We start from the raw sequence: 25,682 nt of genomic DNA, 5'->3' as shown, positions 1-25,682 counted from the left end.
CCAAGAGCCAGCAAACTTTAATCAAGCTCCTTTCTCTCATTACTAAGAAGGTAAAGATGTGAGCGGAATCAAGAAGAGAAAGGATAAAAACAAGCTAGATGGAAAATTAGCAGGAAGAAAATGTTGACTCCACGAGGGACTAGGAAAGCATCAAGAGAGATAGAGAACGATCAAGAGCAACAGTACATTAGTAAGAGCAACGAACATTATCAAGAGCACTTTTCATGATACCAAGAGCAAACTAGATGTAACCCTATTAAATAAAGCACGATTTAGTTACCCGTTAGATCCACCTAAAGAAAGTGGATATTTAAGTTCGTAGCGTCTTGAGCGGTAGGCGCCGAATCGGTTTAAAGGAAAATGTTTTAGGAGATCATAGGCTTGTTGGCGAGTGGAGGTTCGGAGGAAATGGTGAATTTCATTACTAGAGGCGCTTTTATTTAATAGGAGGTAGTAATCTTCAAGTGCAGAGATGTGAGCGTGTTTAGAAGAGATTTGGCAGATTGGGCAAAACCATTTTCCAATGAGGATACCGCGTAATAGAGTTGGTTTTTTACATGAGGGACAATAGACACCGCATATAATGGATCGTTCATTGATATTGTAATCTCTAAGTATGTTTGGATTGTGCACAATATGACTTCTAGCTAGTTGATATGCTAGTTTTTGTAAAGACGACTTTGTTAAATGTGAGGTGGAAAATTTAGACTGAAGAGCTTCAATTTTTGAGAGGAGTGCTGGGGCCGTTGTAACTTGGTTTATGATCTTTAAATTAGTTGGTGTTGAAACAATCTTAGTAGAAGGATCGCTAAAGACTACCATTTTTACGATAGGAAGCAGTGGCCAATTTTGTTTGGTGAGCCATTCTTTTAGTTGGACTTTTTGGATTTGAATTTGAGAGAGTGGGTTTGTGAGAATTTCATCGTCATGTGTGGCGGAGGTGCGAAAGACCTGATGTGTATCTGGATCGAAGTAGATGGTGCCGGAGTAATTTTTAATTTCGATGATAGCAATATAGGATTGGGTGATAAGTAGAGTATCGATTTGAAAGTGGAAGCCGTTAGTTCCTAACAAGCGGAGATCGTGGAGGAGGTACATATTTTCATCAGAGAGAAAGCTGAAATAATAATTTAAAGACTTTTCGCCTTGATAACCAATTCGTCGAGTGACTAACTCCCGTTGAATGATGGGGACTTTTTCGTGATCACTAGGCAGTCGCCTCAATAATGCCTCCAGCTGTGCAATTCTGAGTGGACCCGTTCGTTCTTTAACGATCGCCATCTTATCAACTCCTTTAGTTAACATATTATTCTTTGAAGATAGGTGAAAATCCTTTTAATTCAAAAATAAAGTTATTAATTATTTATTGAAGCAAATCAATAGTTATTAAGAAGAAACAGCCTGATATGAAGCCGAAATTGAATTTACCAAGAGCAAGAGGTGGAAATCAAGGGAGAAAACGATCTTACCAAGATGGATGCCGAACCACCAAGAGCGAGCGTTTGATATCAAGAGGTAGAAGATAACCACCAAGGAATCTGCTCCGCACACCAAGACAGCGAAGCACCGCATGCACCTTCAAATGACCTAAGGAATAAAAATGTCCATTTTTATAACCCGTATTGAACTTTGTAGGTTTTGGCAAGAAGAATACACAAGACATTAAGAGAGATAAAGAAAGACCAAGAGCAAGCCCTCGAAACCAAGAAAGAACTCCACCACACCAAGCAGAACCTCAAACCACCAAGAGCGAGCCGTCGATACCAAGAGACAGGAGACAACCAGCAAGAGCGTCCCTCCGCACACCAAGACAGCTAAGCATCCTGCATGCAGATCTCAATGACCTAAGGAATAAAATGTCCATTTTTATATCCGTATTGAACTTTGTGGGACTTAGCAAGAAGAATACATAAAATATCAAGAGAGATGAAGATTGAGCAAGAGCAAACCCTCAAAACCAAGAACCCCCCCACCATACCAAGCAGAACCACAAACCACCAAGAGCCAGGAGACAACCAGCAAGAGCATCCCTCCGCACACCAAGACCCCGAAGCCCCCACATACACCTTCCAATGACCTAAGGAATAAAAATGTCCATTTTTATAATCCGTATAGAACTTTGTGGGTCTTAACAAGAAGACTACACAAGATATCAAGAGAGATGAAAAAAGACCAAGAAAGAACTCTCCACCCCCCACCCAAAAAAATTGATTCCCCACCCCATATACGTTATACTCACTTCATATAAAGTTCCCTAGGGTTCCGCAGTCGTTTTTTTATGGTTGGTCTGGTCCGAGAGGGAGCGCGCGGTCTTATTGGCTGTGACACGGAGGGATAAAAGCCCGGGAGATATTTTGCACATGGGATGTGCGGAATTCTTCCGGGCTTTTCTGTGTGTGGAGAGAGGAGAGAAAGAGATGAGGAATTGGGCTTTATTGATTGTTGCTGCGGTGTTTGAGGTGTGTTGGGTGATTGGGTTGAATCAGGCCTCAACTGTGCTTGAGTGGGGAGGTACGGGTGTTGCGATTGTGGTGAGTTTTATTTTGTTGCTGCAAGCAACGAAGCAGCTGCCGGTTGCGACGGCGTATGCGGTGTTTGTGGGGCTTGGTACGGTGGGCTCTGTAGCGGTGGATACGTTAGTGTTAGGTCAGGCGTTACCTGCTGCTAAGCTTGTGTTTATTATTACGTTATTAATTGGGGTTGTGGGTCTAAAGATGGTCACGAAAGAGTCCGATACAGAGGGTGTGAGCTAATATGGCGTGGATGAGTGTGATTTTTGCTGGATTTTGTGAATTATTTGGTGTGACGATGATGAATCAGTTGCGCACGAAAAAAGGTCCGGGTCCATATATAGGTCTAATTGCAGGGTTTGCTTCTAGCTTCATCCTTCTGTCTTATGCCATGAATTCGTTACCGATGGGCACTGTGTATGCGGTGTGGACCGGGATTGGGGCTTTTGGTGGAGCGATAGTTGGGATGATTTTTTACGGGGAATCTCGTGATCCGAAGCGATTATTTTTTATTGGTTTAATTTTAGTATCTGTAATTGGTCTTAAGTCCATAAGTTAGTACCTGATACTGGTATATAGTGCTTGGACAGGCTAATATGCTGGAAAACCGCGCTCGTCCTTATAATAAGGTGGTATATCTATATAAACTCCCTAATAAACTGTACCAATCACCAACACAGAATTAGGGAGGCGAGTCGTGTGCATGATTACATCAAAGAGCGAACCATCAAGATAGGCAGGTACATTGTTGAGACTCGAAAAACGGTGAGAACGATTGCCAAGGAGTTTGGAGTCTCAAAAAGTACTGTACACAAGGACCTCACGGAGCGTCTGCCCGAAATTAATGCGGAACTGGCAAATGAAGTGAAGGATATTCTTGAATACCACAAATCGATTCGCCATTTACGGGGTGGGGAAGCGACAAAAGTTAAATATCGGAAGTCCGTAGATGTTTCGGACCATCTAATTGTAAAATCTCGTCAATAAATTTCGCTAAAATCATCCCTGAGAGAGCATATTATGATAAAATCTACAATTAGGTATATAGGCCTGTCAATCTAGACTCGAGCACAATTTGAGGACCGCCCCCGTCATTATGCATGATTGCAATTTTGTAAAGGGTGACTCAGTCCATGTGGTACGAAGAGACAATAGCCTTTAAAAATTGTAAATGATGACATAATGTTCGAATAACAGGGAGGAACGAATCATGTTTGGTCGAGATATTGGAATTGATTTAGGAACAGCGAATGTACTTATTTTTGTTAAGGGAAGTGGAATTGTCCTAGATGAGCCATCTGTTGTGGCAATGGAAACATCCACAAAGCGTGTGCTTGCAGTTGGTGAGGAAGCATATCGGATGGTAGGACGTACTCCTGGAAATATTGTTGCTTTGCGCCCAATGCAGGATGGAGTCATAGCTGATTTTGATTTAACGGAATCTATGCTTAAGCATTTTCTGGATAAGATTAAGGTGAGAAGCATGTTTAGTAAGCCTCGTATCTTAATCTGCTGCCCAACAAATATTACATCTGTTGAGCAAAAGGCCATCCGTCAAGCAGCTGAAAAAAGCGGTGGTAAGGATGTCTATCTGGAAGAAGAGCCTAAGGTGGCAGCCATTGGTGCAGGCATGGATATCTTCCAGCCAAGTGGAAATATGGTTATTGATATAGGCGGTGGAACAACAGATGTTGCTGTTCTTTCCATGGGTGATATCGTCACCGCCTCTTCAATTAAGGTTGCTGGTGATCGTTTTGATGCAGAGATTCTTACGTATATCAAGAAGCAGTACAAGCTGTTAATTGGCGTACGTACAGCTGAGAACATCAAAAAAACAGTGGCAACAGTATTTCCAGGGGGACGTCAAGAGGAATTGGATATCCGCGGACGTGATCTTGTAAGTGGACTTCCAAGAACCATCACAGTTCGTACAGAAGAGATCCAAGGAGCGTTAATTGAGTCTGCTGCTTATATTGTGCAGGCTGCGAGAGAAGTCCTTGAGAAAACACCACCAGAGCTGTCTGCGGATATTATTGACCGTGGTGTCATCTTAACAGGTGGGGGAGCCTTGCTTCATGGGATCGATCAGTTGTTAGCAGAAGAACTGAAAGTACCCGTTCTTGTCGCAGAGGACCCAATGCATTGTGTAGCAAAAGGAACAGGTATGATTCTTGAGAATTTAGATAAGATGTCAAAGAAACGAGCACGCGTGTAACCCAAAAGGAGAGATCAAATGCTACGAGGTTTATATGGCGCAGCAGCAGGTATGCTGACACAGCAACAACGACAGGAAATGCTGACTAATAATATGGCTAACGCCAGTACACCAGGCTATAAGGCGGATCAAGCGAGCATTCGCTCGTTTCCAGAAATGTTGCTACAGGCAAGAAATGCGAACTCGATTGGTGGAAACTCTTATCAGATCGGAAGCCTCTCTACGGGAACGTATATGCAGGAAGCAACGCCTAACTTCAGACAGGGAGCCATTCTAGAAACGGGTAATGGAACAGACTTTGCTCTTCTTGATGGCGTTTTACCTGAAGGAGAAAATGGAGAACGTCCGATGTTATTTTTCTCGGTACAAGAAGATGATGGATCCGTTCGTTATACGAGAAATGGTCAGTTTGCTGTTAGTGATTCAGGGCAGCTTGTTACAACAGAAGGTCATCCTGTATTGAATACAGCTGGTGCGACTATCCAAGTAGAAGATGAACAGTTTCTAGTGAATGATGAAGGTGTAGTCACAAGCTCTGCTGGTGCCAACTTAGGTCAGCTGGGGATTGCGTATGCAGAGGATGCTCAAGCGTTAGTGAAAGAAGGCAGTGGCTTACTTCGTTCTGAAGAAGAACTACCTGCTTCAGCGTTTGATTATCAGATCAAACAGCGCTTTGTAGAGCAATCAAATGTAGACAGTAACCAGACGATGACGGACATGATGAGTGCCATGCGCTCGTTTGAAGCCAATCAAAAAGTCTTACAGGCTTATGACCAGAGTTTGGACAAGGCTGTGAATGAAGTAGGAAGAATTGGTTAATAACAAGCCGCTTAAAGGAGATTGTTTATGAATATTTCATCCAATATCGCTTCAGTGACTATGGGTCAGCTACAAAGTAAGCTAGATACCATCTCTCATAACGTCGCCAACAGTGAAACAACAGGCTTCAAAAAAAGAGATGTATCCTTCTCAGACCTCTTGAGCCAACAATATAATAACCAACCAACGGAGGGCAACAGATTAACCCCTCCTGGCCTACGTGTTGGATCAGGAGCAAAAATTGCCCAAACACGTCTATCTAATGAACCAGGCATTGCGATGCAAACAGGGAGAACACTTGATTTTGCGCTGACAAACGGCTATCATTTCTTTCAAGTGGAAAGAAACGATAACGGAGCATCGGAAACAAGGTTGACTCGTGAAGGAGCTTTCTTTTTAACAGAAAATCCGACGAACGATCAAGAGTTGGTTATTGCAAATGAGAATGGCTTTTACCTATTAGATGACAATGGTGAACGAATGACGGTTCCTTATACCTTCGAATCCCTTCAAATGACAGCGAATGGACAGCTTGAAGCACAGCTTCAGGATGGAACAGTGGCAGTTGTTGGACAGATGGCTCTGGTTGAAGTAGCGAAACCTCAGCTACTTGAAGCCGCAGGGCATACAGATTTTCTCATGCCACAAGGAGACAATCGTACGCAAATACTGGCTGGCTCTGACCAATGGATTCAGCAAGGGGCACTTGAAGGATCAAACGTCGATATGGCAAAAGAAATGAGCGATTTGATTCTGACTCAACGTCAATATCAGTTTAATGCTCGCTCTTTATCCATGGCTGATGAAATGTCAGGCATCATTAACGGTATCCGTCGCTGATCTCAACTGTTGCTCGACTGGAGAGAGATACATGAACAAGAAACAACCTAATAATCAGAAGAAATCATCACCTGCTTCTGGTAAAGGAAAAGAAGAAACCAAAGCCAAACCCTTAATGCGAGCAGAAATTCGTCAAGCAAAAATGGAAGAAAAAGCTGCACAAAAAGCGGAGAGGGAACCAAGAAAGAAAAAAGGGCGGATCCGAATCCTGCCTATTTGGCTGCGTTTATATATTATCCTTACTCTCATCGGGGCCTCGCTTTTCCTAGGCATGATGGTAGGCTACGGAACCATCGGAGGCGGAGATGCCTTCGACGTATTCAACCTCGAAACCTGGTACCACATCGTCGACCTGATGAAAGGAGTAGAAGACTAACGCTTAGGCGTTGGTCTTTTATTTTTGGGGATTTTGGGATGGGGGAACGAGGAGAGGAGGGTTGGGGATCGGTAAAGAGAGCAGAGAATTAGTAAAGAGGAGCAGATATCAGAAAATAGAGGAGAGAATCAGTAAAGAGAAGCAGATATCAGCAAAGGAAGCAGGAAATCAGCAAAAAGAGCTGAATACCGTCCAACCTCCAAACCCAAAACCACAAAAAAAAGACCACCACACAGGCAGCCTTCTTCCACTATCAAATTTCAACTTTTCTTGCAAGGTACCACCAGCATATAAAGTACATGAGGCAGAATAAAAGAAACTCTAGAATAAGGAAGCTTACATACGTATAAGGATCTGTTCCATTGTTTATCATACCAAAGGTGAATTCTGCGTTACCAATGGTTGTGGTCTCCTGGAATGGAGTTGGATCAAAATAAATGGGTCCGATTCGTAGAAAGGAAAATGTCTCAGCTACAGTAACCCATGGCATAAAAATGATATAGAAAGCTACAAGTAAACCTGCGTAAAGAGATCCTTTCCAGCCACCTTCGCCTTTCAGCATGATGACGCCGAGAAAAACAGGGAGGGAGCCTGAGATGATCGTATAAAGTGCGTAAGGGATAAGCGTCAGCAGACCTAAATTAAAGAGCATGCCAAGAAGCTCAAATGATACGTTGTGCAGATCCGTCTGTCCAATTAAGGCAGTTGCAGCCCATAGTAGAATAGCTAGCACGAAAAGAAAAAGAACCCAGATGATAATGGAAAGGAGCTTGCTCCAGATCTTCGCGTGCACTGATGAAGGCAGCATGAGCCAATGAGCTGCTGTTTTCATGCGCCATTCCTTCCAGATCGAATTGATTGGTAAGGCAAAAAGGATAAAGAAAAACAGAAAGAAAAAGATCAGGATGATACCATAATAAAAGTTACTATTCAGGCGAATGGCTAGAATCGTAAAGAGAGCGGCCACGACAAGCATGGTTGTTGAAAAGATCATCATCAGTGGCAATTGTAGTCTAAGGTCTCTTTTTAATAATGTGAGAAAAGAGGTCATTGGTTTACCTCCTGAAAAATCTGTTGAATGGTTTTGCCGTGCTCTATCCGCATTTCTTCTAAGTCTTCAGTGAAATAAGCGACCTCAGCCCCTCGAATGATCAGTAACCCATCGATTAAAAATTCAATTTCGTCATACTCATGTGTAGCAAATAAAATTAAGCGTTTCTCATCCAGCGTAAAAGAAGATAATAGCTGAATGAGGTCTTCTTTTTTATTCGTATCAATGCCTGATAACGGCTCGTCTAAAATCAGAATGGGTGCTGGGTTAGCAAGTGTGAGAACTAGGTTGAATAAATTTCTGTGACCCTTTGATAGATTTTTCACTTTCCTATCCACAGGTAGCTTGATGGTTTCAAGCATTTCAAAGACTCGGTTCGTTTGAAAACCAGGGATCATCTTTTCGTGAAATTGAATTTGATAGCCCAAGGTTGAGAATCCATCAAGAAATTCCTGATCAGATAAGTAGGCGATTTGATTTCTTCGTCCCTCTGCCGTGGTCTGACCATTGACGGTAATTGATCCACGGGTGGGTCTTGCGAGTCCACTGATCAGGCGGAGCAAGGTTGATTTACCTGTGCCGTTTTCACCGATGATCCCGTAGATTCTATTGCCTTCCAATGTAAGGTTCAGATTCGTTAGTACGTCCTTATTCCCGTAAGATTTAGAGAGGTTTTGTAGTTCAATTTTCTGCATTGGTTTCACCATCCTGCTCCTCTAATAGCGAATCAACTTGGTCCTTGATCTGCTGATTCGTAAAACCAAGTTTGTATAAAAACTCGATTAGCTCTTCAATATGAGATTTAGCTAGTCTCACCTTGAGGTCTTTCACAACCTGTTCATCCTCTGTGACAAAAGTGCCTTGACCACGTTTGGTGAAGGTTACTCCGTCACGATCCATCTCTAGGTACGATCTAGAGGCGGTATTAGGATTCACTCTCAGGGATTGGGCTGTCTCCCTAACAGAAGGAAGTTTATCCCCAGGGCGGAGTTCTCCGTTGCTTATTTGCTGATAATAGTATTCCGCTATTTGCCTGTAAATGGGCTTCGACGGGTCAAACTCAATTGTCATTGAGCAGCCATCCTTTCTGCGTTCTGTTTCATCATAAGAACTTTATGAGAGTACATCTCTCTTTTTAAAAATAATATGGGGCACAAGGAGAAGCACAAACGAATAAATCGCAATCATGGTTAGCGAGAATCCAAGAGTCATTCCTTCTAGCAAAGGACCACCTGCAACCTGAAGATGTACATTTGAACTATAATCCTGAAGACTAAGATTAGCTAAGATAATGAATCTTGACCAGTCAAATTCTAAAAGGAACATAAAAACAATATTACCGACAAAATAAAGGACGATAACGGATGACAGGGAAAGTGCAGAGCTCCTAGTCAATACGGCTAAGCATAAAGCAAACGCCTGATAAAAGAATAGTGCAGGCATATTGTATAGAATCCATAAACCGAGCGTAGAGATCGCTTCAATAACCGATGTGTCAAAGGAAAAGAAAATGGCACCAAGTAGTAGACCGATCGCTGCGATCGCAACAAACATCCCTAAGCTAACGATAAATGCAACCACCCATTTGGAAAGTAAAACCTGAGTTCTTGAGATCGGGCGAATTAAAAGTTGTTTCATTGTACCACTTTTATACTCTCCAACAATGCTTGAAATGATGATGACCACACTAAACACAAGCACAAACACGGACATACTGTTCAACGCACCTAAGGCAAAGCCCAGAGACCCAACTGGATCGACGGGTACAGCATTTTCTCCAAAATCGTAGTTCTCAAAAAATAAAGTGGCTCCTACTCCAAATAGCAAAAGGCTAAAAATAATGATACTAAATACCATAAATTTATTGCGGTAATATGTTTTGATCCATTCATTTTGTAACAATGAGAGAAACATCTACATCACTTCCTTTTCAGTTAAAGAATGATACGTATCCTCAAGCGACTTCTTGTAAGAAACGTGAAAAATACCGATCTCCTGCTTAACAAGTCCAGTAACAATGGAAGGGACTTGTTCAATCGTTGTTCCTTCAAGAACTAAGTATTTCTCCTCTTTTCGCACCGTACCATATTGAGCGAGATATTCTTCCGCTTTTTCAGGGTTCGTTACCCCAAATAGCGCAGCTACCTCTTTATCATCACCCTGCTCAAGATCACTCACCGCTAATTCATTAATGACTTGACCCTCTTTAATAACGATGGCGCGGTCACACATGAGTTCAATCTCTGACAACAAGTGTGAAGATACAAGAATGGCCACATTCGCCTCACGAGCAAGATTTTTTAAATACGTTCGTAATTCACGAATCCCTTTTGGATCAAGACCATTTGTCGGTTCATCCAGAATCAGAACACTTGGCTCATGCAGAATCGATAATGCAATCCCAAGACGCTGCTTCATCCCAAGAGAATACATTTTGACCTTTTTATCAATTGCGTGGTCAAGCTCAACCATTTTAATGACCTCATCCAATCGTCCAGGAGCCAACTTCTTTCTGCTCATCCTTGAGAAATGAATTAAGTTCTTACGTCCGCTCATAAAATCATACAAATCTGGATTCTCTACAATGGCGCCAATTTGTGAAAGGGCCTGCTCACGCTCAGTACGAATACTATAGCCGCCAATCTTCACATCACCCTCATCCATACTAATTAAACTGACAATCATACGAATCGTCGTCGTTTTACCCGACCCATTTGGCCCAAGAAACCCATAAATCTTCCCTGCCTCAACAGAAAAGGACATGTTCTTAATAATCTTATTCCCACCCAAACTCTTACTTACATTCTCTACAATCAAGGGTTTGCCCTGATTTGCCATACACTCAACTCCTCAAATGTCGTACTGTATTAATCACATAGTACACTAAGATAAAATGATGCGCAACCATTTTATGATGATTGTTGAATGTACTATGAGGAATCAAGAGGAATGACAAAGTATCAAGAGAGGCAGATCATTACCAAGAGGAATCCCCGTAATAGCAAGACGAATTAAAAGCTTATCAAGAGCCAGAGGTCGAGAGTAAGAAAGATGATGGGATTATAACGAGCAGGGAAGATCTATCAAGAGCCCGATCCCTTCACCAAGAGAGAAGGCGCTTTTATCAAGAGCCACGCACGGGTCACCAAGACACCGAAGCGAAACCAAGCAGTTTAAATGACATAAGGAATAAAAATGGACATTTTTAAATACCGATTGGAACGTGGGGGCAGTACCAAGAGGAATCAATGCGAAACCAAGACAGAATGAGATGTACCAAGAGGAGCAGGTCAATAGCAAGAAAGGCAACTGAATCATTAAGCCAAATGAAAATTAACCAAGAGCCCCCTCCATCACCAAGAGAGAAGGTGCTTTTACCAAGTTCCAGGCACGAACTACCAAGACACCGAAGCGAAACCAAGCAGCTCAAATGATCTAAAGAATAAAAATGAACATTTTTATATACCGAATGGAACGTGTGGACAGTACTAAGAAGAATCAGCGAATCACCAAACCCCCGAAGCAAAACCAAGCAGCTCAAATAACCTAAGGAATAAAAATGAACATTTTTATCTCAAAATTGAATTTGAGTACTTTATAAAGAGAGAAGGCACTTTAATCAAGCCCCTTCTCCGCTTCGCTAATTTTCCTCATAAATGTCTCAATGCAATAATCCCAGTAATCCCACGTGTGGTCGGCCTTTGATTCTTCGTAGTAGGCTGGGATGTTGTGGGTGGTTAGGTGGTCGCGGAATTTGGTGTTCATGTTGTAGAGATAGTCTTCGGTTCCGCAGAATTGATAGAGATTGGGTAGGGGGCGCTTGGCTTTTTGGTGTTGGTTGACTAGGGTGAAGAGGTCGCCACCGAAGGAATCTAGGTCTGAGTTTTCGCCGAAGATGATGTTAAGACTGCGTCGACGCTGGTCTTTCTTATCTTCGGGTGTGTATTCTAGTAGGCTTGAGACGTCAAGGGCTCCGGAGAAACTTGCAGCTGCGGCAAAGTGTTCAGGATGGTTTAGGGCTAGTTTGAAGGAGCCGTAACCTCCCATTGAATGTCCGGCTACATAGGTAGAGGCGGGGTCTGGGTTGAGGCCGAAATATGAAGAGACCGCCTTAGGTAGTTCTTCTGATAGATAGGTCCAGTAATTTTTCCCGTAGGCCATGTCGGTATAGTAACTGGTATCTACGAAAGGCATAATGATAGAAAAGCCATATGTATCGGCATAACGCTCAACGGCTGTGCGTCGGGTCCAAATGGTTTCGTTGTCATTTAATCCGTGAAGTAAATAGAGTGTACGGTTTGGGGTGGAGAGGTGGTGCTCGGGTAGAATGACTTGAAGGCTAGTCTGCATACCACCTAATGAAACGGATGAAAAGTGTCCATGGAAAGTTGCCAATGAAATCGCTCCTTTATGTCCTTTCCCCTTATCCTACACAAAAAGATCTATCTTTTCATGCACGGACGCTTATCGTCTGATATGGTATAATGCCACTGATAAAGATCTGAGAGGATGTTGTGTATATGTTGACCATTGAGCAAATTAAAGAAATTATTCCACACCGCTATCCATTTCTATTAATTGATCGAGTGGATGAAGTAGAAGAGGGTAAGCGTGCAGTTGCGATCAAAAATGTAACGGCAAACGAAGAGTTTTTTAATGGACATTTCCCTGATTATCCGGTGATGCCTGGTGTGTTAATCTTAGAGGCACTGGCACAGACAGGAGCTATTTCAATTTTAACCAAGGAAGAAAACAAAGGGAAAATCGGTTTGTTTGGTGGAATCGAGAAGTGTCGCTTCAAGAGACAGGTAAAGCCTGGAGATCAGTTGCGTCTTGAAGTTGAAATTACACGTCTGAAAGGTCCTGTTGCGAAGGCCCATGGTGTGGCCACGGTGAATGGTGAGGTTGCGGTTGAGGCGGATATGACGTTTGCCTTGCAGCAAAATTAGTACAAGCGGTTGCTTTATGAGAGATCATGTAACTGTGCAAAATAATGTATAAGAACGGCTTGTTTCATAGACGATGATTCATTCGGCTGTTAAGATGATGAGGGAAAAATATCGTTTTAATTGACACGGAGGTCATAAGATGAAAAAAACAACAAGCATTGTAGCAACGGCACTCCTTTCAGCAGTTGTTTTAACGGCCTGTGGTGACGATGACGAGACAACCGATCCTTCCAACAATGTAGAGCGTGAAAGTATCTCTGATCCGGCTCTGAATGATGATCCATCAGAGGATATAGAAGATCAAGAAGAGTCAGATGTAGAGCCTCAAACGGAGCCATCTGATGAACAGATGATGGATAATGATGATGAACGTATGGAAGGCGGATCGGTTGAACAAGAAGATTGGTCAGACGAATAGGTCAATAGATAGAAAAAAAGACTTCAATTTCTAGAATTGAGGTCTTTTTCTATTTTTTCTCGGTCAAGTAATCATACAATAGTCCTTGTTATTACTTCTCTATCCCTAATTTTTCTAGTATACTATAGAAAAAGAAGCATAAGGTGTGTGCAATGTAATGGGAAGAGCAAAAATCCTGTTAATAGAAGATCATGAACAGTTATTCTCAACACTACTAACAGTCGCAAAAGAAGAACAATTTATTTTGGTACGGCAAAAGAGCAGTGCTGATATTCCATCTTTACTGGATGAATTGAATCCTCAGTTGATCATAATAGGCAGTGAGCTCGAATTCAAACAACAGCTCGAGATTTGCTGTCGGATGAGAAGACAAACGACTGTACCCATTATGATCGTGAAGTCGCCTACTTGTCGTCGAGATGAACTATTCGAAGCAGGAGCCACCGACTATGTGTCGCAGCCCGTTGACTTTGAAGAGCTCCTGCTTCGAATTAAAGCGCATCTTTTTCATTATAGAAATGTGACAACATCACGTTCCTTTCAGCTACACTTCACCAATCTTGTCATTGACCTAATCATGCAAAAAGTCTACTACAAGGGTGCGACCATTGAACTCTCTACACAGGAATTTAAGCTACTTTCTTACTTAGCTTATCAACCTAAACAAACATTTAGTTCCGAGCAATTGTTTGCACATGTTTGGGGCATTAGTGGTCACCAAGACACGCGAACCGTGCTTGTTCATATTAGTAATCTCCGTAAAAAGCTTGTGACGGATCACAAAATCCCACCTTATATTCAAACCATTCGTGGCGTTGGGTACAGGATTCATGACTATTATCTTTAAAAAGAGTCAAATTAACAGAATAAAACTAATATTTTGAATAAACCGATTGCATATTACTAATCCTATTAGTATAATTTTAACTGAAATGACAAAACGAACTCAATCAGTTCGTGGATCACCTAGGGTTTGGCCAGCCTCGCGTAACTTGCGTCGTGCTGTTTTACTCCAGCTTGCGACGGTGTTTATGGTAACCCCCTGCTCCTCAGCAACAGTTTTCCTGCTTTTTCCTAGGAATAGTACATGTTGAACGTACAGCAATTCGCGTGGTGACAAAAACTGAAGAAAGGGATGAAAGGAAAAATCGGCCATCTGATCCGTTGTTTCAGCTTGAACCTGTTCAAGCAAATGCTCTGTGGACTCGTCTGTCAGTAGAAACCTCTCCGACATTAGCGACTCCTTGCGTAAATGTGAAATTAAATCACCTCGTACTCTAAGCTTTGCATAAGCGGCAAAGTCACCCTTTTCCGGACTGAAACGTTGATGAGCACCCCATAGCGCGATCGCAGCTACCTGATAGTATTCATCATAGTCCTGCGTAAGTCGCAGCTTCTTAATCTGACCTTTTATGAGAGGGGTATACTGTTTTAGTACATCATTGAAATGTAAAGTCATCTGTTATCGCCATTCTGAAAGCGCGCTTTCCAAGTATTCCGCGGTAAGCATAGATTACGAAAGTTTGCATACATACGCACATCAGCAAAAGATGGCAAATGATACTCAAACAATCTGTTTTACGACATTTCTCTAGGGCATTAGTCAGAAAACAGGACGTATTTTATCTGGAACTGCTTGAAATAGCAAAATTCTTAAACTTATCAGGAGGCGATCTCATTACTATGTACAATGTTGAACAGGAAGATATCCATTATGTAGATGAGTACGATATTAATAGTGAAACATTATCTATGCAACCTAATCGAGATATTGAATATGTAACCATAGTGAAGGAAGAGAATACGACTTACCTAGTAAAGAAAACGCCGCGTCAATTACTTGAAGCTGCATGCCTGCTTAATGGCTCCAGTTATCTTGGAAGAATTGAATATATCCGAAAACTTCTTGGCTTGCGTAACAAAGTGCCCGTCTTAATTAGCGAGCGCCAATCCATCATCGCCGGCCCAACTCATTCTCCAACCCACCCTGACTGTGTATGGTTTTTTGCAAGTCATGTTCTGACAAGCAGATCGTGTAAGAAGCACGGGAAAAACGGAACATTAATTACATTCAGGGATCACAGCAGCTTATTTGTAGATATCTCAGTCTCTCAATTTACCAGTGCACTTAATAAAGCTAGGATTTGTCAAGGAATGCTCAACCATCTTAGCTAACTAGAAATGAGAACGGCCGGTGAGGACATCTATGTGTCTCACCGGTTTTTTAGATTTCACTTCGAAGGTTGCGGAAGTATATCAAGAAGAATAGCTATAATACCAAGATGATAGAGGATCCACCAAGAGTGAGTGGGTGATATTTGAGAGACCCGTTAGACACAAATCCAGAATGAATTTCACCAAGAACAGTGCGCAATCACCAAGAGATAATAACTCCTAACCAAGAAGAACATTCCATCTACCAAGCCCCGTACATCCTATCCTTCAAATAAATGTTTGAATCAACTAGAAGTAGGGTATTCATTATCTGAATTCATTCGAGAGGACTGAGTCGATGTCCAACAGTAATAATATGTTATATGGTAATACTCCGCCGTTTCTTGGCGCAATAAATGGAACGACGGATTCGATTGAGAAGGCGGATGTTCTGATTTATGGTGTACCTTGGGAAGGTGCGGTAACGTGGGGGGATTATACGGGTTGTGAGCTTGGTCCAAAGGTGATGCGCTTGTGCTCCGGTCGTTATTCCGGTTATCTTCCAGAGCTTGATCATTTGGATGTGTTTGAACATCTAACACTAGCAGATCTAGGAGATGTTGATGTTGTTCCGGCAGATGTGGACGAAACAATGAATCGAATCGCAGCCTTTGCCAAAGACGTTTGGAAAACGAATAAGTTTCCGATTGCACTTGGAGGCGACCACGGAATTACATACCCGATTGTCCAAGGTCTAACAGAAGCTCACCCTGGGAAAAAAGTTGGTATTCTGCACCTTGATACCCACTATGACAATATGCCGCATCATGAGGGTGAAAAATATGCGCGATCCACTCCTTTTGCAAGGCTTTATGAACTAGATGGTGTGGTGAACGAAAGCCTCATCCATACGGGGATTCACGGGCCGCGTAACAAACCAGCCACTGGTCGTTATGCGAAGGAAGCTGGCGCAAAAACAGTCACTGTGAACCAAATTAGGGAAGCAACGGACTTGCGTACATTTGCTGGTGAGCTTTATGACATGGCTAGTGAAAATGTGGATATGGTGTACTTGTCGATCTGTAGTGACGTATTGGATGTAGCCTTTAATCCTGGAGGACCAGCTGATGTCAATGGCTTAACTAGCTATGAACTGTTAACGCTAGTTTATGAGTTTGCTTCTCGTGGGTTAGTAGGAATGGATTTTGTAGAAGTGTATCCGCAGCAGGATCCAAATGATATCTCATCCCACTTTGCCTCAACCCTTGCGTTGTACGCACTTGCTGGACACATAAAACATGGATCGTAATCGTACCTGGCGATTTAATCGCTAGGTTTTCTTATGCTTATTGGGAAATATGTTAAGGTGCGCCATGAGCGCGCTGAACTAATGTACAAATGTAATATTACAGTTTCGTTACAATGATAGATTAGTAGCGTAGAATCGTGTAGAATTTAGGAATATAATCGAGTTTTATCCCTTATTTTAGCAATTTAATGAGAGATAATAAACAGGTCTTATTTAATAGTTAACTCACGTAGCCGAAGTAAGTAATAACAAACACAAACTAGAGAATTAGAGGAGGTTCTTTTTTTGAGCCAATCATCAACAGCTAAGAAAATGAAACAGGCCGTATTAAGTTCAACTGTTGCAACTGGAATTGTTTTAGGTGTACCGACTATTGCCGATGCTGCACTTGGAGACCAGACTCTTCGTCAAGGGATGAATCACTCAGACGTCACTCAGCTTCAAGATGAGCTGAAGTCAAAAGGATTTTTTACATATGAAAAATCAACTGGATACTACGGATCGATTACAACTGATGCTGTACGTAGTTTCCAAAAAGCCAATAATCTGAAGGTGGACGGTATTGCAGGACCTCAGACGATTGGAGCCATTAAAGGTGGATCGGCTAAGAAAGCAACTACCTCTGCGCCCGCACCAGCTTCAAACTCAACTGTTTCTTACTCGGGTATCTTACGTGTCGGTAGCAGCGGGAACCAAGTGACACAGCTTCAGTCACAGCTTCGCTCAGCTGGATTTCTGAACAAAGAGCCTAACGGACAATACGATAACGCAACAAGAGATGCTGTTCGCTCGTTCCAACAAAACAAAAAGCTTCAAGTAGATGGCATTGCAGGACCACAAACATTTGCTGCCCTGAATAACACCGGGTCAAAAGCACCAGCACCGTCTAATCAGACGAACACAAATACTAACCAAGCAAAACCATCGGCAAGCTCAAGTGTCCTACGTGTAGGTAGCCGAGGAGCAGCTGTAACAGAACTTCAATCACAGCTTCGCTCAGTAGGGGTATTCAACCAAAACCCAACAGGCTATTACGGAAATGACACGCGTGACGCAGTTCGTAAATTCCAAAGTGCGAACGGACTATCTGCTGACGGCATTGCAGGACCAAAAACGTTCGCAAAACTTGGACAAGGCTCAACCTATAAGCCAGACACACAAACAAAAAACGAAACAGTGAACAATAACTCAGGTGCCACTGTAACAAACTTAATCGCAGAAGCATCAAAACACGTTGGAGTACCATACGTTTGGGGTGGAGCTACACCAGCTGGCTTTGATTGCAGCGGATTCATTCAGTATGTCTTCAAGCAACAAGGCATCTCAGTGCCAAGAACAGCCGCATCACAATACAGCGCTGGAAGTAACGTATCATCTCTACAAGTTGGAGATGTAGTCTTTTTTGAAACCTACAAATCAGGCCCATCTCATAATGGAATCTATATCGGTAACAATCAATTCATCCACTCTGGATCTAGCTCAGGCGTAACCATTACAAGCCTAGACAACAGCTACTGGAAGCCTCGCTACCTAGGAGCAAAACGCTTTTAATTAAACATTTATTTAACCCCTCCGAAACTAATTCGGAGGGGTTTTTGAGTTGGCGTCGGAGAGGTTGTTTCTTGTTACGCCTACATGTCACTTGGTGAGGTCGCTTGCATTCTTGCTAAAAGTGGATTCAGCTTGGTGAATGAGCTATGTACTTGATAAATTGGTTCTTGTTCTTTTTATCGATGTCGACTTCTTGCTGTAGCGTAGCTCAGTCTTGGTAGGGAGGTATTTCTATTGCTATGTGATTTTATATCTTGGTCCGGTTTCTCATCTTCTTTACTCGGCTTCAATTCTTCTTGCTAATGCCCCAAAAAACTCATGTGTCATCCCACTACAAAAACCCCCCACAGCAGCAGCTACAGGGGGTTCCTCATCAATCTATCAATCTAATTCCAAATGCTCTCTCAATTCAGCACTAATCTCTGCTACAGTCTCATCGCTTAACACAACATAAGACACGTTATCGATCGTAGGCGTCGTATAGTCAAATTCAAGCTGATCTACTGTACCTAGCGAGCCTCTATAGTTATTCTGTAGAGTCCACATTTGATCTAGAGACATATCTGTTCTGACTGATCCGCCTACAACGTCTAGCATCTCATTTGCTTTTGTAATAGAGCTGAATTGAGCCGCTTCTTTAATCACAGCTTCAACAATTTCACGTTGACGAGCTGCTCGTCCGAAGTCTCCCCGTGGATCTTCTTTTCTCATGCGAGTATAAGCGAGGGCTTCTTCGCCGCTTAAGAACTGTCTGCCTTCCGGGAAAGAGTATCCATCTAGGCTGAATTCAAAGTCGTTATCAACTGTCACGCCACCTAGCGCATCAATTAATTCTTTAAAACCTTCCATGTTAATCGACACATAGTGGTCGATACTGACATCGAATAAGTTTTCAACGGAGTCCATCGCCATGGCTGGTCCACCGTATGCATATGCATGGTTAATCTTCTCAACCGTACCACGTCCAACAATTTCGGTGCGTGTATCCCGAGGGATACTTAACATTTTTAATGAATTCATTGCTGGATTAACAGTTACTAAGATCATCGTATCAGATCGTCCTGATAAGTCATCTCCTGTTGCATCAATACCTGCAATCAAGAATGATACGGGTTCTGAGTCTTCAATGCTTACATCTCTTGTTGGCATTTGCCGACCATCTATTGGTTCGTGGATCGCATTAGCGGTATCACGAATGGAGTCGTACACATAATAAGCAAAACCTACACCTGCAAGGAACAATACACCGACTACAATAATAGCAATTTTAAAACCTTTTCTCATAGATTCTTAACGCCTCTCTTTGAAGTTGTATAGGTCTTTAGACCTTTAAGGCATAATACTTTCATAAGTATAGTGAAAAATTTACAGATACACAAGCGAAAATTAATCGGTTCTCCCTACGAAACTATGATATAATCCAAAATATCTATAGAAAAGTTACACCATTTAGGAGGTATTTGTATCGGATGGAAGAAACCATTAGTCTAAAAGACATATTTCAGACGTTAAGAAGGCGCTTAAAACTACTTATTTTCCTCCCAGTTATCGCAATGGTTGTGGCGGCAGCGGTTAGCTTCTTTGTACTCACGCCAATGTACCAAAATAGCACCCAAATTCTTGTCAATCAAACCAACCCAAATCCAGAGAATGCATTTAGTCAAAATGATATTCGCACTAATATCGAAATGATCAGTACGTATAATGAAATAATTAAAAGTCCATTTATTTTAGACAAAGTAATTGAGGAATCAGGTGTTGATTTAACTACTGGTTCATTAAATCAAATGATTACCGTTAACAGTGCCAATGAATCACAGGTTATGAATATAACCGTTGAAGATTCTGGTGCTGAGGAAGCAGCGATGCTTGCCAATACGATTGCTACGGTTTTCCAAGAGGAAGTACCGGATCTAATGAATATCGAGAATGTGAGTATCTTATCTCCTGCGACTGTCGCCGAAAACCAATCACAGGTAAGCCCTAATTCCATGCTTAACATCGCCATTGCTTTTGTTGTTGGTCTAATGGCTGCCGTTGGACTTGCTTTCTTGTTAGAATATTTTGACACGACAATCAAAACAGAAAAAGACCTTGAGGATGCACTTGATATGCCAGTACTTGGAGCCATCTCCAACATGGATAGTGTAGACGATTTCTTAAAGAAAAGTTCATAGAAGGAAGGTGCTGCAAAGATGGTCATGCGTTCAAGTAAAGGAACATCAAGATCCACAAGAAATAAGACACAACGCCAGTTAATTGCAGACTTACATAAACACTCGCCGATTTCGGAGCAGTATCGAACCATTCGTACCAATATTGAATTTTCTTCAGTCGATAAAGAATTACGGAGTTTTGTTGTCACATCAGCAGGACCAGGGGAAGGTAAATCAACCAGTGTGGCAAATTTAGCGATTGTGATGGCGCAAAACGGACAGCGTGTACTAATTATAGATGCTGATATGCGTCGTCCGACGGTACACTATACATTTGCTACTGCTAACACTCGAGGATTAACAAATGTATTATCAAAACAAACTTCGCTTGAGGAAACGGTTCAATTGACTAAAATTGAACACTTATTCATTTTGACATGTGGCCCCATCCCCCCCAACCCAGCTGAACTATTAAATTCACGAATGATGGAGCTAGTGCTTGAAGAGGCACTGGACCAATTTGATATTATTATTTTAGATGCACCGCCAGTAATGGCTGTTACCGATGCACAGCTCATCGCTAGTAAGGTAGACGGGACCATTCTTGTGACCTCGAGTGGCAAAACTGATCGAGATGAGATAATCAAAACAAAGGAACTATTAAACAAAACAAAGGCAAATCTATTAGGTGTCATCCTTAATAATAAACCAGTAGATGAGAAGAGCTATTATTATTATTAAACGAAATGAATGAGATTAGAAGGTGATTCGCTATGATTGATATTCACTGTCACATTCTTCCTGGCCTAGATGATGGAGCGGCATCACTCTCTCATAGTGTAGAAATGGCACGTACAGCTGTCCAAGAGGGCATTACAACAATTATCGCTACGCCTCATCATGCCAACCCTTATTTCGACTCAACGGTTGATGAGATGGCTGCCGGAGTTGAGGCTGTGAATTCTGCGCTTATAGATGAAGGTATCCCGTTAACCGTTAAATCTGGGCAGGAAATCCGACTTTTTGGAGAGTTAGTTGAACATTTAGCACTCGGTCGCTCCATCCCGTTAATGGGTGAAGGTCGCTACGTATTAGTAGAGTTTCCTACAAATTCAGTTCCAGCTTATAGTGAGCGATTGTTTTATGATTTAGCCGTACAAGGCTATACGCCTGTTATTGCACATCCAGAACGGAATAAGGTTTTGCTCCAAAAGCCAGATAAGCTATTTGAATTTGTACGTAATGGTGCGCTAACACAAATCACAACATCAAGTGTCACCGGTCACTTTGGTAAAACAATCAAAAGCTTTACCGATCAATTAATTGAAGCTAACCTAGCACACCTTCTCGCCTCCGATGCCCATAACCTGCAAGCACGAACATTTCGGATGAAGCAAGCATCGGATATAATAGAAGAAGAGCATGGGACGGACCTTCTCTATCAATTTCGAGAGAATGGCGAGCTCTTAGTCTCAAACCAAAACTTAATCATTCACCCGCCAGAACCCGTTCGAAAAAAGAAAAAACGCTTTAGTTTTTTTGGTTGATTCGTAAGCAATGAGTCTATAAAACTCATTGCTTTTTGGGATACAAGGAGTCCCTGGATCAAAACTACTCTCATTACACACGAAAAATTCCGCCTGCAATGTAGACGGGACCACTCTCTAGATCTTAACCAGCGTCTTTTTCTCCAGCCACTTCTCTCTACCGGCCTCATCATCTAAATATTCATACAAATAAATTAAGCAAGTCGCACAGTCGATCATCTTGAACGGCTGTAATGGCCTTCTTGGGTCCGATACTCATACATCGTTTTTATCCAACAGATTGAGAATAATCTGTAACCAATTGAATGATTTCAATAAATTCTTCCTCTATTTGAAAGCTCATGTCAAAAACCACTCGACATAACAAATTCGAAGCAATAGTTGGTTCAATGTGGAGAGCAACGGTTCGACAAGCTTTATTTTAACGTTCCCATGTTAGCAAGATTGGCTTTTATTGAAGTAAGTTAGTGAACTCAAATGCATCGCTTTCTATCTTTGGTGTAAAAGTAAGTCCATTAAACTAAGAGATTTCACATGATCTGGAACTATTTTTGCATAGTGAAGAATAGTAAGAGCTCAGAAGAGGAATCTTGCAAGATGGATACCAGACTCCAAATCAAGTGAGTGAGTGAAGTAATGTGTGCAAATAACTAGCGATTAGGTCCAACGACAGTATCTCAGGTGGTTCCGTAAGTGGGGCACGTGCCCCGTAGCCGCGATGATCTTAAGACTAACACTTGAAAGTGAGTAAGTAGAATAATAGTGGTTATAAATAATCTGGTCACATATATATAGTAGGCAATTCATACCCTCTTTCCATAAGGTGTAACGTTAGTGTAACGACATTCGTTCTATCATACTATATACACACATCTTACGTTATGGTATTCGGCAAAAACTATGAAATGTTAATTGATTGTAATGTAAAATTAACAAATTTATATTGGGGAAGTATCGATATTTCATCCTATATGTAGTATGATAGGGTCGATTATGGAATTACTTTCTTATATTTATTATTCGAGAGAGAGGGATAGCCATGATTGATTTATATAACCGTATTATTCCGATTATTTGCAAGCAACAACTATCAAAAGATAGGTCTTTAGAGATAGTTAAAAATGCCTATAATAATGGGATTGAACATATCATTGCAGCTCCACGTTTATCAGAGCATCCAACTCCTCATACAGTTGACCTTTTTGAATCAGCTGTCTCGACTTTTAATGACGAACTAATTAGACGGAATATTTCAATTTTGATCTCGCCTGGCCAGCTAGTTCGTTATAATGAAACGCTTGTTGAAGACTACAAATCACATTCTCTACTAACGATTAACCATTCTAGATATTTGCTTATTGAACTACCTGAAGGAGAGGTACCATCGGATTTAGCTGAGCAGCTTTATCAGTTGCAGCTACAGGATATCACCCCGATTCTATCTAAACCAGAACGTAACCGTTATTTAATTGAACAACCAGATTTATTATATAAGCTTGTTAAACAAGGTATACTCCTGCAAGTCCTTGCAACGAGTGTCACAGGCAAGGCAGGCACATATGTCAAACGAACAACAGAAAAAATGATCGGCTGTAACCTTGTACACATGATGACTTCGGATACAGATCGACCAAAAACAGACACTACCAACCTGCAAAAAGCCTTATATCAAGTTGAGAATCGGTTCGGTAAAGAAACTTCTAATTTCCTGCAACAGAATTTAACAAGAATAGTGAAGGATCATCAGATTCCATTTCTTCCGCCAGAACGCTTCAAACGCAAACGTTATATTGGAATCTTTTGAATGAATAGAGAAATATTGAGAGTAGAGAGATGCCAAAAAGGAGAGACCAAGTAAATGAGACCAGTCAAAAAAGCGATTATTCCTGCAGCAGGACTCGGAACCCGTTTCCTGCCCGCAACCAAAGCAATGCCAAAAGAAATGCTACCAATCGTCGATAAACCAACGATTCAATATATTATTGAAGAAGCGGTTGCCTCTGGTATTGAAGACATCATTATTGTAACTGGTAAAGGAAAACGTGCGATAGAAGATCACTTTGATCACGCCTTTGAACTCGAGCAAAATTTACTAGCTAAACAAAAGTTAGAGCTCCTAGAAAAAGTGACTGCTGCTTCTAAAGTAGAGCTACACTATATTCGCCAAAAAGAACCGAAAGGACTCGGGCATGCTGTCTGGACTGCTCGCAAATTCATCGGTGATGAACCATTTGCCGTACTTCTAGGTGATGACATTGTGCAAGGCGACACACCATGTACCAAACAACTCATCAATCAATACAACGAAACCGGGGCATCGGTCATTGGTGTACAAACTGTAGCTGATAACGAAACCAATCGCTACGGCATTATTGATCCATTAGAGTCTAATGGCAGACTTTACGGAGTGAACCGTTTTGTTGAAAAGCCACCTCTTGGAGAAGCGCCATCCAATTTAGCCATCATGGGACGATATATCTTAACACCTGAGATCTTCGCTCACCTTGAGAAACAAGAAACCGGAGCTGGTGGTGAGATTCAACTAACTGATGCCATCCAGATGCTGAACCAAGAGCAAAGTGTTTACGCCTATGACTTTGAAGGTACACGATATGACGTAGGAGAGAAATTAGGCTTTGTCCTGACAACGATAGACTTTGCGATGCAACGGGATGAACTAAAAGATGAGCTCGTCAAGAAAATGAGAGAATACGTACAAAGTGAACAAACCATTCAGAATTCATAACCGACAGATCTAGTCTACAGACTACTATAGTCCCTATGCCGAGATCGTACTATAAGCATCTATGAAAACGAAACTATTTTCTGTAAAATTAAAATAATCAGAAGAATTTGAGAATACGGTTATGTCTCCTCTACCGCTATCAGTTGGAGATACTCGATCATGCAACGGGCCACAAGCCTTAGGCGCCAGTCGTCAAGGGCATGATGTGAGGAGAGGTTAGATGCCTCAGGGGATAACCCCACAAAGAAATTAAAAAAGGTAAAAAAAGTTAGAAAAGCGCTTACATCAGTTTGAGCGATTCTCTAGCTTTTTTTACTGCACTACATTATAAAACAAAATAAAGGAAGGAGAGTTTAAATGGATGAAGCCAGTACACGAGTTGCTCATTCTAAAACAGTATTATCTAAGGAAATAATTATTAACGATTCTTTCGCCTATCTTTTCACTAAGAGATTACTGGATATTGTTGCATCATGTTTAGGTCTAATTTTTCTATCACCATTATTTCTCCTTCTTACGATTTTAATTAAACTAGAAAATCCTAAAGGAACAGTGTTATTTAAACAAACAAGAGTTGGAAAAAACGAAAAGGAATTTAAGATGTATAAGTTTCGGTCGATGGTCAGTAATGCTGAAGAATTACTAGAAAGCTTACTAGATCAAAATGAAGTAAGCGGTGCTATGTTTAAGATGAAGGAAGACCCACGTATTACCAAGATAGGAAAGATAATTAGGAAAACTAGTATTGATGAGTTACCGCAGCTGGTAAATGTTTTGAAGGGTGAAATGAGTTTAGTAGGGCCAAGACCCCCTTTGAAAAGAGAAGTTGAAATTTATACTGAATACCAAAAGTTAAGATTACTTGTAATACCAGGGTGCACAGGTATATGGCAGGTTTCATCTAGAAATCATGTTGGTTTTGAAGCTATGCTTGAAATGGACATGGAATATATGAGAAAAAGATGCTTGGTTTTAGACATGAAATTAATATATTTGACTATCATGGTTATGCTTAGATCAAAGGCTTTTTAAATGAACGAA

General features: G+C 41.5%; 28 protein-coding genes and 1 riboswitch. Of the genes, 19 read left to right on the top strand and 9 right to left on the bottom strand.

Annotation, left to right across the window (positions count from 1 at the left end; all coding sequences use genetic code 11):
• Nucleotides 1–276: 276 nt before the first annotated feature.
• On the bottom strand, nt 277–1,281 hold the full coding sequence (locus J2S05_RS08970; protein ID WP_306981974.1) for a nuclease-related domain-containing protein: 1,005 nt from the start codon (nt 1,279–1,281) through the stop codon (nt 277–279).
• Nucleotides 1,282–2,243: 962 nt separating this feature from the next.
• Nucleotides 2,244–2,351: riboswitch (guanidine-I (ykkC/yxkD leader) on the top strand.
• Between the two features lie 66 nt (nt 2,352–2,417).
• Between J2S05_RS08970 and J2S05_RS08965 the strand changes: the two genes are divergently transcribed.
• From J2S05_RS08965 to J2S05_RS08935, 7 genes are all read left to right on the top strand, one after another.
• Nucleotides 2,418–2,753 (top strand): DMT family transporter, encoded by a 336-nt coding sequence (locus J2S05_RS08965; RefSeq protein WP_306981970.1) that lies wholly within the window; start codon nt 2,418–2,420, stop codon nt 2,751–2,753.
• A 1-nt stretch (nt 2,754) separates the two neighbouring features.
• Nucleotides 2,755–3,069, top strand: a complete 315-nt coding sequence (locus J2S05_RS08960; protein WP_306981969.1) for a DMT family transporter — start codon at nt 2,755–2,757, stop codon at nt 3,067–3,069.
• A 140-nt stretch (nt 3,070–3,209) separates the two neighbouring features.
• Nucleotides 3,210–3,497: a sporulation transcriptional regulator SpoIIID gene (gene spoIIID / locus J2S05_RS08955; protein WP_306981968.1), complete on the top strand. Its 288-nt coding sequence runs from the start codon at nt 3,210–3,212 to the stop codon at nt 3,495–3,497.
• 223 nt (nt 3,498–3,720) lie between these two features.
• Complete coding sequence (mreB, locus tag J2S05_RS08950; protein WP_306981967.1) at nt 3,721–4,725, top strand: rod shape-determining protein; 1,005 nt, start codon at nt 3,721–3,723, stop codon at nt 4,723–4,725.
• Nucleotides 4,726–4,743: 18 nt separating this feature from the next.
• Nucleotides 4,744–5,544 carry a flagellar hook-basal body protein gene (locus J2S05_RS08945; protein WP_306981966.1) on the top strand — a complete coding sequence of 267 codons (801 nt, stop codon included), beginning with the start codon at nt 4,744–4,746 and terminating at the stop codon, nt 5,542–5,544.
• Between the two features lie 27 nt (nt 5,545–5,571).
• Complete coding sequence (locus J2S05_RS08940) at nt 5,572–6,384, top strand: flagellar hook-basal body protein (RefSeq protein ID WP_306981963.1); 813 nt, start codon at nt 5,572–5,574, stop codon at nt 6,382–6,384.
• 31 nt (nt 6,385–6,415) lie between these two features.
• Nucleotides 6,416–6,760, top strand: coding sequence for a DNA-directed RNA polymerase subunit beta (locus J2S05_RS08935; protein ID WP_306981962.1), 345 nt, complete (start codon nt 6,416–6,418; stop codon nt 6,758–6,760).
• 253 nt (nt 6,761–7,013) lie between these two features.
• Here J2S05_RS08935 and J2S05_RS08930 read toward each other — a convergent pair whose 3' ends face one another.
• The 6 genes from J2S05_RS08930 to J2S05_RS08905 form a co-directional block, all read right to left on the bottom strand.
• A complete protein-coding gene (locus J2S05_RS08930; protein ID WP_306981960.1) occupies nt 7,014–7,811 on the bottom strand; it encodes a hypothetical protein in 798 nt (265 codons plus the stop codon).
• Nucleotides 7,808–8,506: an ATP-binding cassette domain-containing protein gene (locus tag J2S05_RS08925; RefSeq protein WP_306981959.1), complete on the bottom strand. Its 699-nt coding sequence runs from the start codon at nt 8,504–8,506 to the stop codon at nt 7,808–7,810. The genes J2S05_RS08930 and J2S05_RS08925 overlap by 4 nt, the downstream gene beginning before the upstream one ends.
• Nucleotides 8,493–8,882, bottom strand: coding sequence for a GntR family transcriptional regulator (locus tag J2S05_RS08920; protein WP_306981958.1), 390 nt, complete (start codon nt 8,880–8,882; stop codon nt 8,493–8,495). Before J2S05_RS08920 ends, J2S05_RS08925 begins: the two co-directional genes overlap by 14 nt.
• 42 nt (nt 8,883–8,924) lie before the next feature.
• Nucleotides 8,925–9,725, bottom strand: a complete 801-nt coding sequence (locus J2S05_RS08915) for an ABC transporter permease subunit (RefSeq protein WP_306981957.1) — start codon at nt 9,723–9,725, stop codon at nt 8,925–8,927.
• Nucleotides 9,726–10,649, bottom strand: coding sequence for an ABC transporter ATP-binding protein (locus J2S05_RS08910; protein WP_306981956.1), 924 nt, complete (start codon nt 10,647–10,649; stop codon nt 9,726–9,728).
• A 777-nt stretch (nt 10,650–11,426) separates the two neighbouring features.
• A complete protein-coding gene (locus J2S05_RS08905) occupies nt 11,427–12,206 on the bottom strand; it encodes an alpha/beta hydrolase (RefSeq protein ID WP_306981954.1) in 780 nt (259 codons plus the stop codon).
• A gap of 125 nt (nt 12,207–12,331) precedes the next feature.
• On the opposite strand from J2S05_RS08905, the gene fabZ reads away from it, so the two are divergent.
• The 3 genes from fabZ to J2S05_RS08890 all read left to right on the top strand — a co-directional run bounded on the left by fabZ (nt 12,332) and on the right by J2S05_RS08890 (nt 14,025).
• A complete protein-coding gene (gene fabZ, locus J2S05_RS08900) occupies nt 12,332–12,760 on the top strand; it encodes a 3-hydroxyacyl-ACP dehydratase FabZ (RefSeq protein WP_306981952.1) in 429 nt (142 codons plus the stop codon).
• A gap of 139 nt (nt 12,761–12,899) precedes the next feature.
• Nucleotides 12,900–13,178, top strand: coding sequence for a hypothetical protein (locus J2S05_RS08895; RefSeq protein WP_306981951.1), 279 nt, complete (start codon nt 12,900–12,902; stop codon nt 13,176–13,178).
• 157 nt (nt 13,179–13,335) lie between these two features.
• Entirely contained in the window at nt 13,336–14,025 is a 690-nt protein-coding gene (locus J2S05_RS08890; RefSeq protein ID WP_306981949.1) for a response regulator transcription factor, read from the top strand.
• Nucleotides 14,026–14,124: 99 nt separating this feature from the next.
• On the opposite strand, the gene J2S05_RS08885 is transcribed toward J2S05_RS08890, so the two are convergent.
• Entirely contained in the window at nt 14,125–14,637 is a 513-nt protein-coding gene (locus J2S05_RS08885; RefSeq protein WP_306981947.1) for a sigma-70 family RNA polymerase sigma factor, read from the bottom strand.
• Between the two features lie 224 nt (nt 14,638–14,861).
• Between J2S05_RS08885 and J2S05_RS08880 the strand changes: the two genes are divergently transcribed.
• The 3 genes from J2S05_RS08880 to J2S05_RS08870 all read left to right on the top strand — a co-directional run bounded on the left by J2S05_RS08880 (nt 14,862) and on the right by J2S05_RS08870 (nt 18,192).
• The gene (locus J2S05_RS08880) at nt 14,862–15,353 is read left to right on the top strand and encodes a competence protein ComK (RefSeq protein WP_306981945.1); all 492 of its coding nucleotides are present in this window, start codon (nt 14,862–14,864) and stop codon (nt 15,351–15,353) included.
• A 337-nt stretch (nt 15,354–15,690) separates the two neighbouring features.
• Nucleotides 15,691–16,641, top strand: a complete 951-nt coding sequence (locus J2S05_RS08875; RefSeq protein ID WP_306981943.1) for an agmatinase family protein — start codon at nt 15,691–15,693, stop codon at nt 16,639–16,641.
• A gap of 285 nt (nt 16,642–16,926) precedes the next feature.
• Nucleotides 16,927–18,192, top strand: coding sequence for a C40 family peptidase (locus tag J2S05_RS08870; RefSeq protein WP_306981941.1), 1,266 nt, complete (start codon nt 16,927–16,929; stop codon nt 18,190–18,192).
• A gap of 381 nt (nt 18,193–18,573) precedes the next feature.
• Here the strand turns inward: J2S05_RS08870 and J2S05_RS08865 are convergent, their stop codons facing one another.
• The gene (locus tag J2S05_RS08865) at nt 18,574–19,476 is read right to left on the bottom strand and encodes an LCP family glycopolymer transferase (protein WP_306981939.1); all 903 of its coding nucleotides are present in this window, start codon (nt 19,474–19,476) and stop codon (nt 18,574–18,576) included.
• Between the two features lie 185 nt (nt 19,477–19,661).
• Here J2S05_RS08865 and J2S05_RS08860 point away from each other — a divergent pair, with 185 nt between their 5' ends.
• The 6 genes from J2S05_RS08860 to J2S05_RS08835 all read left to right on the top strand — a co-directional run bounded on the left by J2S05_RS08860 (nt 19,662) and on the right by J2S05_RS08835 (nt 25,673).
• Nucleotides 19,662–20,369, top strand: a complete 708-nt coding sequence (locus J2S05_RS08860) for a YveK family protein (RefSeq protein ID WP_306981938.1) — start codon at nt 19,662–19,664, stop codon at nt 20,367–20,369.
• A gap of 18 nt (nt 20,370–20,387) precedes the next feature.
• Complete coding sequence (locus tag J2S05_RS08855; RefSeq protein ID WP_306981936.1) at nt 20,388–21,089, top strand: CpsD/CapB family tyrosine-protein kinase; 702 nt, start codon at nt 20,388–20,390, stop codon at nt 21,087–21,089.
• A 32-nt stretch (nt 21,090–21,121) separates the two neighbouring features.
• A complete protein-coding gene (locus J2S05_RS08850) occupies nt 21,122–21,895 on the top strand; it encodes a tyrosine-protein phosphatase (protein ID WP_306981933.1) in 774 nt (257 codons plus the stop codon).
• A gap of 1,039 nt (nt 21,896–22,934) precedes the next feature.
• Nucleotides 22,935–23,699, top strand: a complete 765-nt coding sequence (locus tag J2S05_RS08845; RefSeq protein WP_306981932.1) for a tyrosine-protein phosphatase — start codon at nt 22,935–22,937, stop codon at nt 23,697–23,699.
• A gap of 54 nt (nt 23,700–23,753) precedes the next feature.
• Nucleotides 23,754–24,641, top strand: coding sequence for a UTP--glucose-1-phosphate uridylyltransferase GalU (gene galU / locus J2S05_RS08840; protein ID WP_306981930.1), 888 nt, complete (start codon nt 23,754–23,756; stop codon nt 24,639–24,641).
• Between the two features lie 357 nt (nt 24,642–24,998).
• Nucleotides 24,999–25,673 carry a sugar transferase gene (locus J2S05_RS08835; protein ID WP_306981929.1) on the top strand — a complete coding sequence of 225 codons (675 nt, stop codon included), beginning with the start codon at nt 24,999–25,001 and terminating at the stop codon, nt 25,671–25,673.
• The last annotated feature ends 9 nt before the right edge of the window (nt 25,674–25,682 follow it).

Origin of the sequence: Alkalicoccobacillus murimartini (assembly GCF_030813245.1) — a bacterium.
Lineage (GTDB): Bacteria > Bacillota > Bacilli > Bacillales > Bacillaceae_D > Alkalicoccobacillus > Alkalicoccobacillus murimartini.
Note: the sequence above shows the minus strand (reverse complement) of the source record. Positions and strands in the feature narration are given on the sequence as shown.

What these genes read in the sequence shown, in the direction of transcription:
- J2S05_RS08925 (WP_306981959.1), bottom strand. Translation starts at nt 8,506, where the DNA reads ATGCAGAAAATTGAACTACAAAACCTCTCTAAATCTTACGGGAATAAG.
- J2S05_RS08945 (WP_306981966.1), top strand. Translation starts at nt 4,744, where the DNA reads ATGCTACGAGGTTTATATGGCGCAGCAGCAGGTATGCTGACACAGCAA.
- J2S05_RS08940 (WP_306981963.1), top strand. Translation starts at nt 5,572, where the DNA reads ATGAATATTTCATCCAATATCGCTTCAGTGACTATGGGTCAGCTACAA.
- J2S05_RS08910 (WP_306981956.1), bottom strand. Translation starts at nt 10,649, where the DNA reads ATGGCAAATCAGGGCAAACCCTTGATTGTAGAGAATGTAAGTAAGAGT.
- J2S05_RS08865 (WP_306981939.1), bottom strand. Translation starts at nt 19,476, where the DNA reads ATGAGAAAAGGTTTTAAAATTGCTATTATTGTAGTCGGTGTATTGTTC.
- J2S05_RS08935 (WP_306981962.1), top strand. Translation starts at nt 6,416, where the DNA reads ATGAACAAGAAACAACCTAATAATCAGAAGAAATCATCACCTGCTTCT.
- J2S05_RS08965 (WP_306981970.1), top strand. Translation starts at nt 2,418, where the DNA reads ATGAGGAATTGGGCTTTATTGATTGTTGCTGCGGTGTTTGAGGTGTGT.
- J2S05_RS08915 (WP_306981957.1), bottom strand. Translation starts at nt 9,725, where the DNA reads ATGTTTCTCTCATTGTTACAAAATGAATGGATCAAAACATATTACCGC.
- J2S05_RS08890 (WP_306981949.1), top strand. Translation starts at nt 13,336, where the DNA reads ATGGGAAGAGCAAAAATCCTGTTAATAGAAGATCATGAACAGTTATTC.
- J2S05_RS08855 (WP_306981936.1), top strand. Translation starts at nt 20,388, where the DNA reads ATGGTCATGCGTTCAAGTAAAGGAACATCAAGATCCACAAGAAATAAG.
- J2S05_RS08895 (WP_306981951.1), top strand. Translation starts at nt 12,900, where the DNA reads ATGAAAAAAACAACAAGCATTGTAGCAACGGCACTCCTTTCAGCAGTT.
- galU (WP_306981930.1), top strand. Translation starts at nt 23,754, where the DNA reads ATGAGACCAGTCAAAAAAGCGATTATTCCTGCAGCAGGACTCGGAACC.
- J2S05_RS08960 (WP_306981969.1), top strand. Translation starts at nt 2,755, where the DNA reads ATGGCGTGGATGAGTGTGATTTTTGCTGGATTTTGTGAATTATTTGGT.
- J2S05_RS08970 (WP_306981974.1), bottom strand. Translation starts at nt 1,281, where the DNA reads ATGGCGATCGTTAAAGAACGAACGGGTCCACTCAGAATTGCACAGCTG.
- mreB (WP_306981967.1), top strand. Translation starts at nt 3,721, where the DNA reads ATGTTTGGTCGAGATATTGGAATTGATTTAGGAACAGCGAATGTACTT.
- J2S05_RS08860 (WP_306981938.1), top strand. Translation starts at nt 19,662, where the DNA reads ATGGAAGAAACCATTAGTCTAAAAGACATATTTCAGACGTTAAGAAGG.
- fabZ (WP_306981952.1), top strand. Translation starts at nt 12,332, where the DNA reads ATGTTGACCATTGAGCAAATTAAAGAAATTATTCCACACCGCTATCCA.
- J2S05_RS08930 (WP_306981960.1), bottom strand. Translation starts at nt 7,811, where the DNA reads ATGACCTCTTTTCTCACATTATTAAAAAGAGACCTTAGACTACAATTG.
- J2S05_RS08880 (WP_306981945.1), top strand. Translation starts at nt 14,862, where the DNA reads ATGTACAATGTTGAACAGGAAGATATCCATTATGTAGATGAGTACGAT.
- J2S05_RS08885 (WP_306981947.1), bottom strand. Translation starts at nt 14,637, where the DNA reads ATGACTTTACATTTCAATGATGTACTAAAACAGTATACCCCTCTCATA.
- J2S05_RS08875 (WP_306981943.1), top strand. Translation starts at nt 15,691, where the DNA reads ATGTCCAACAGTAATAATATGTTATATGGTAATACTCCGCCGTTTCTT.
- J2S05_RS08850 (WP_306981933.1), top strand. Translation starts at nt 21,122, where the DNA reads ATGATTGATATTCACTGTCACATTCTTCCTGGCCTAGATGATGGAGCG.
- J2S05_RS08845 (WP_306981932.1), top strand. Translation starts at nt 22,935, where the DNA reads ATGATTGATTTATATAACCGTATTATTCCGATTATTTGCAAGCAACAA.
- J2S05_RS08920 (WP_306981958.1), bottom strand. Translation starts at nt 8,882, where the DNA reads ATGACAATTGAGTTTGACCCGTCGAAGCCCATTTACAGGCAAATAGCG.
- J2S05_RS08835 (WP_306981929.1), top strand. Translation starts at nt 24,999, where the DNA reads ATGGATGAAGCCAGTACACGAGTTGCTCATTCTAAAACAGTATTATCT.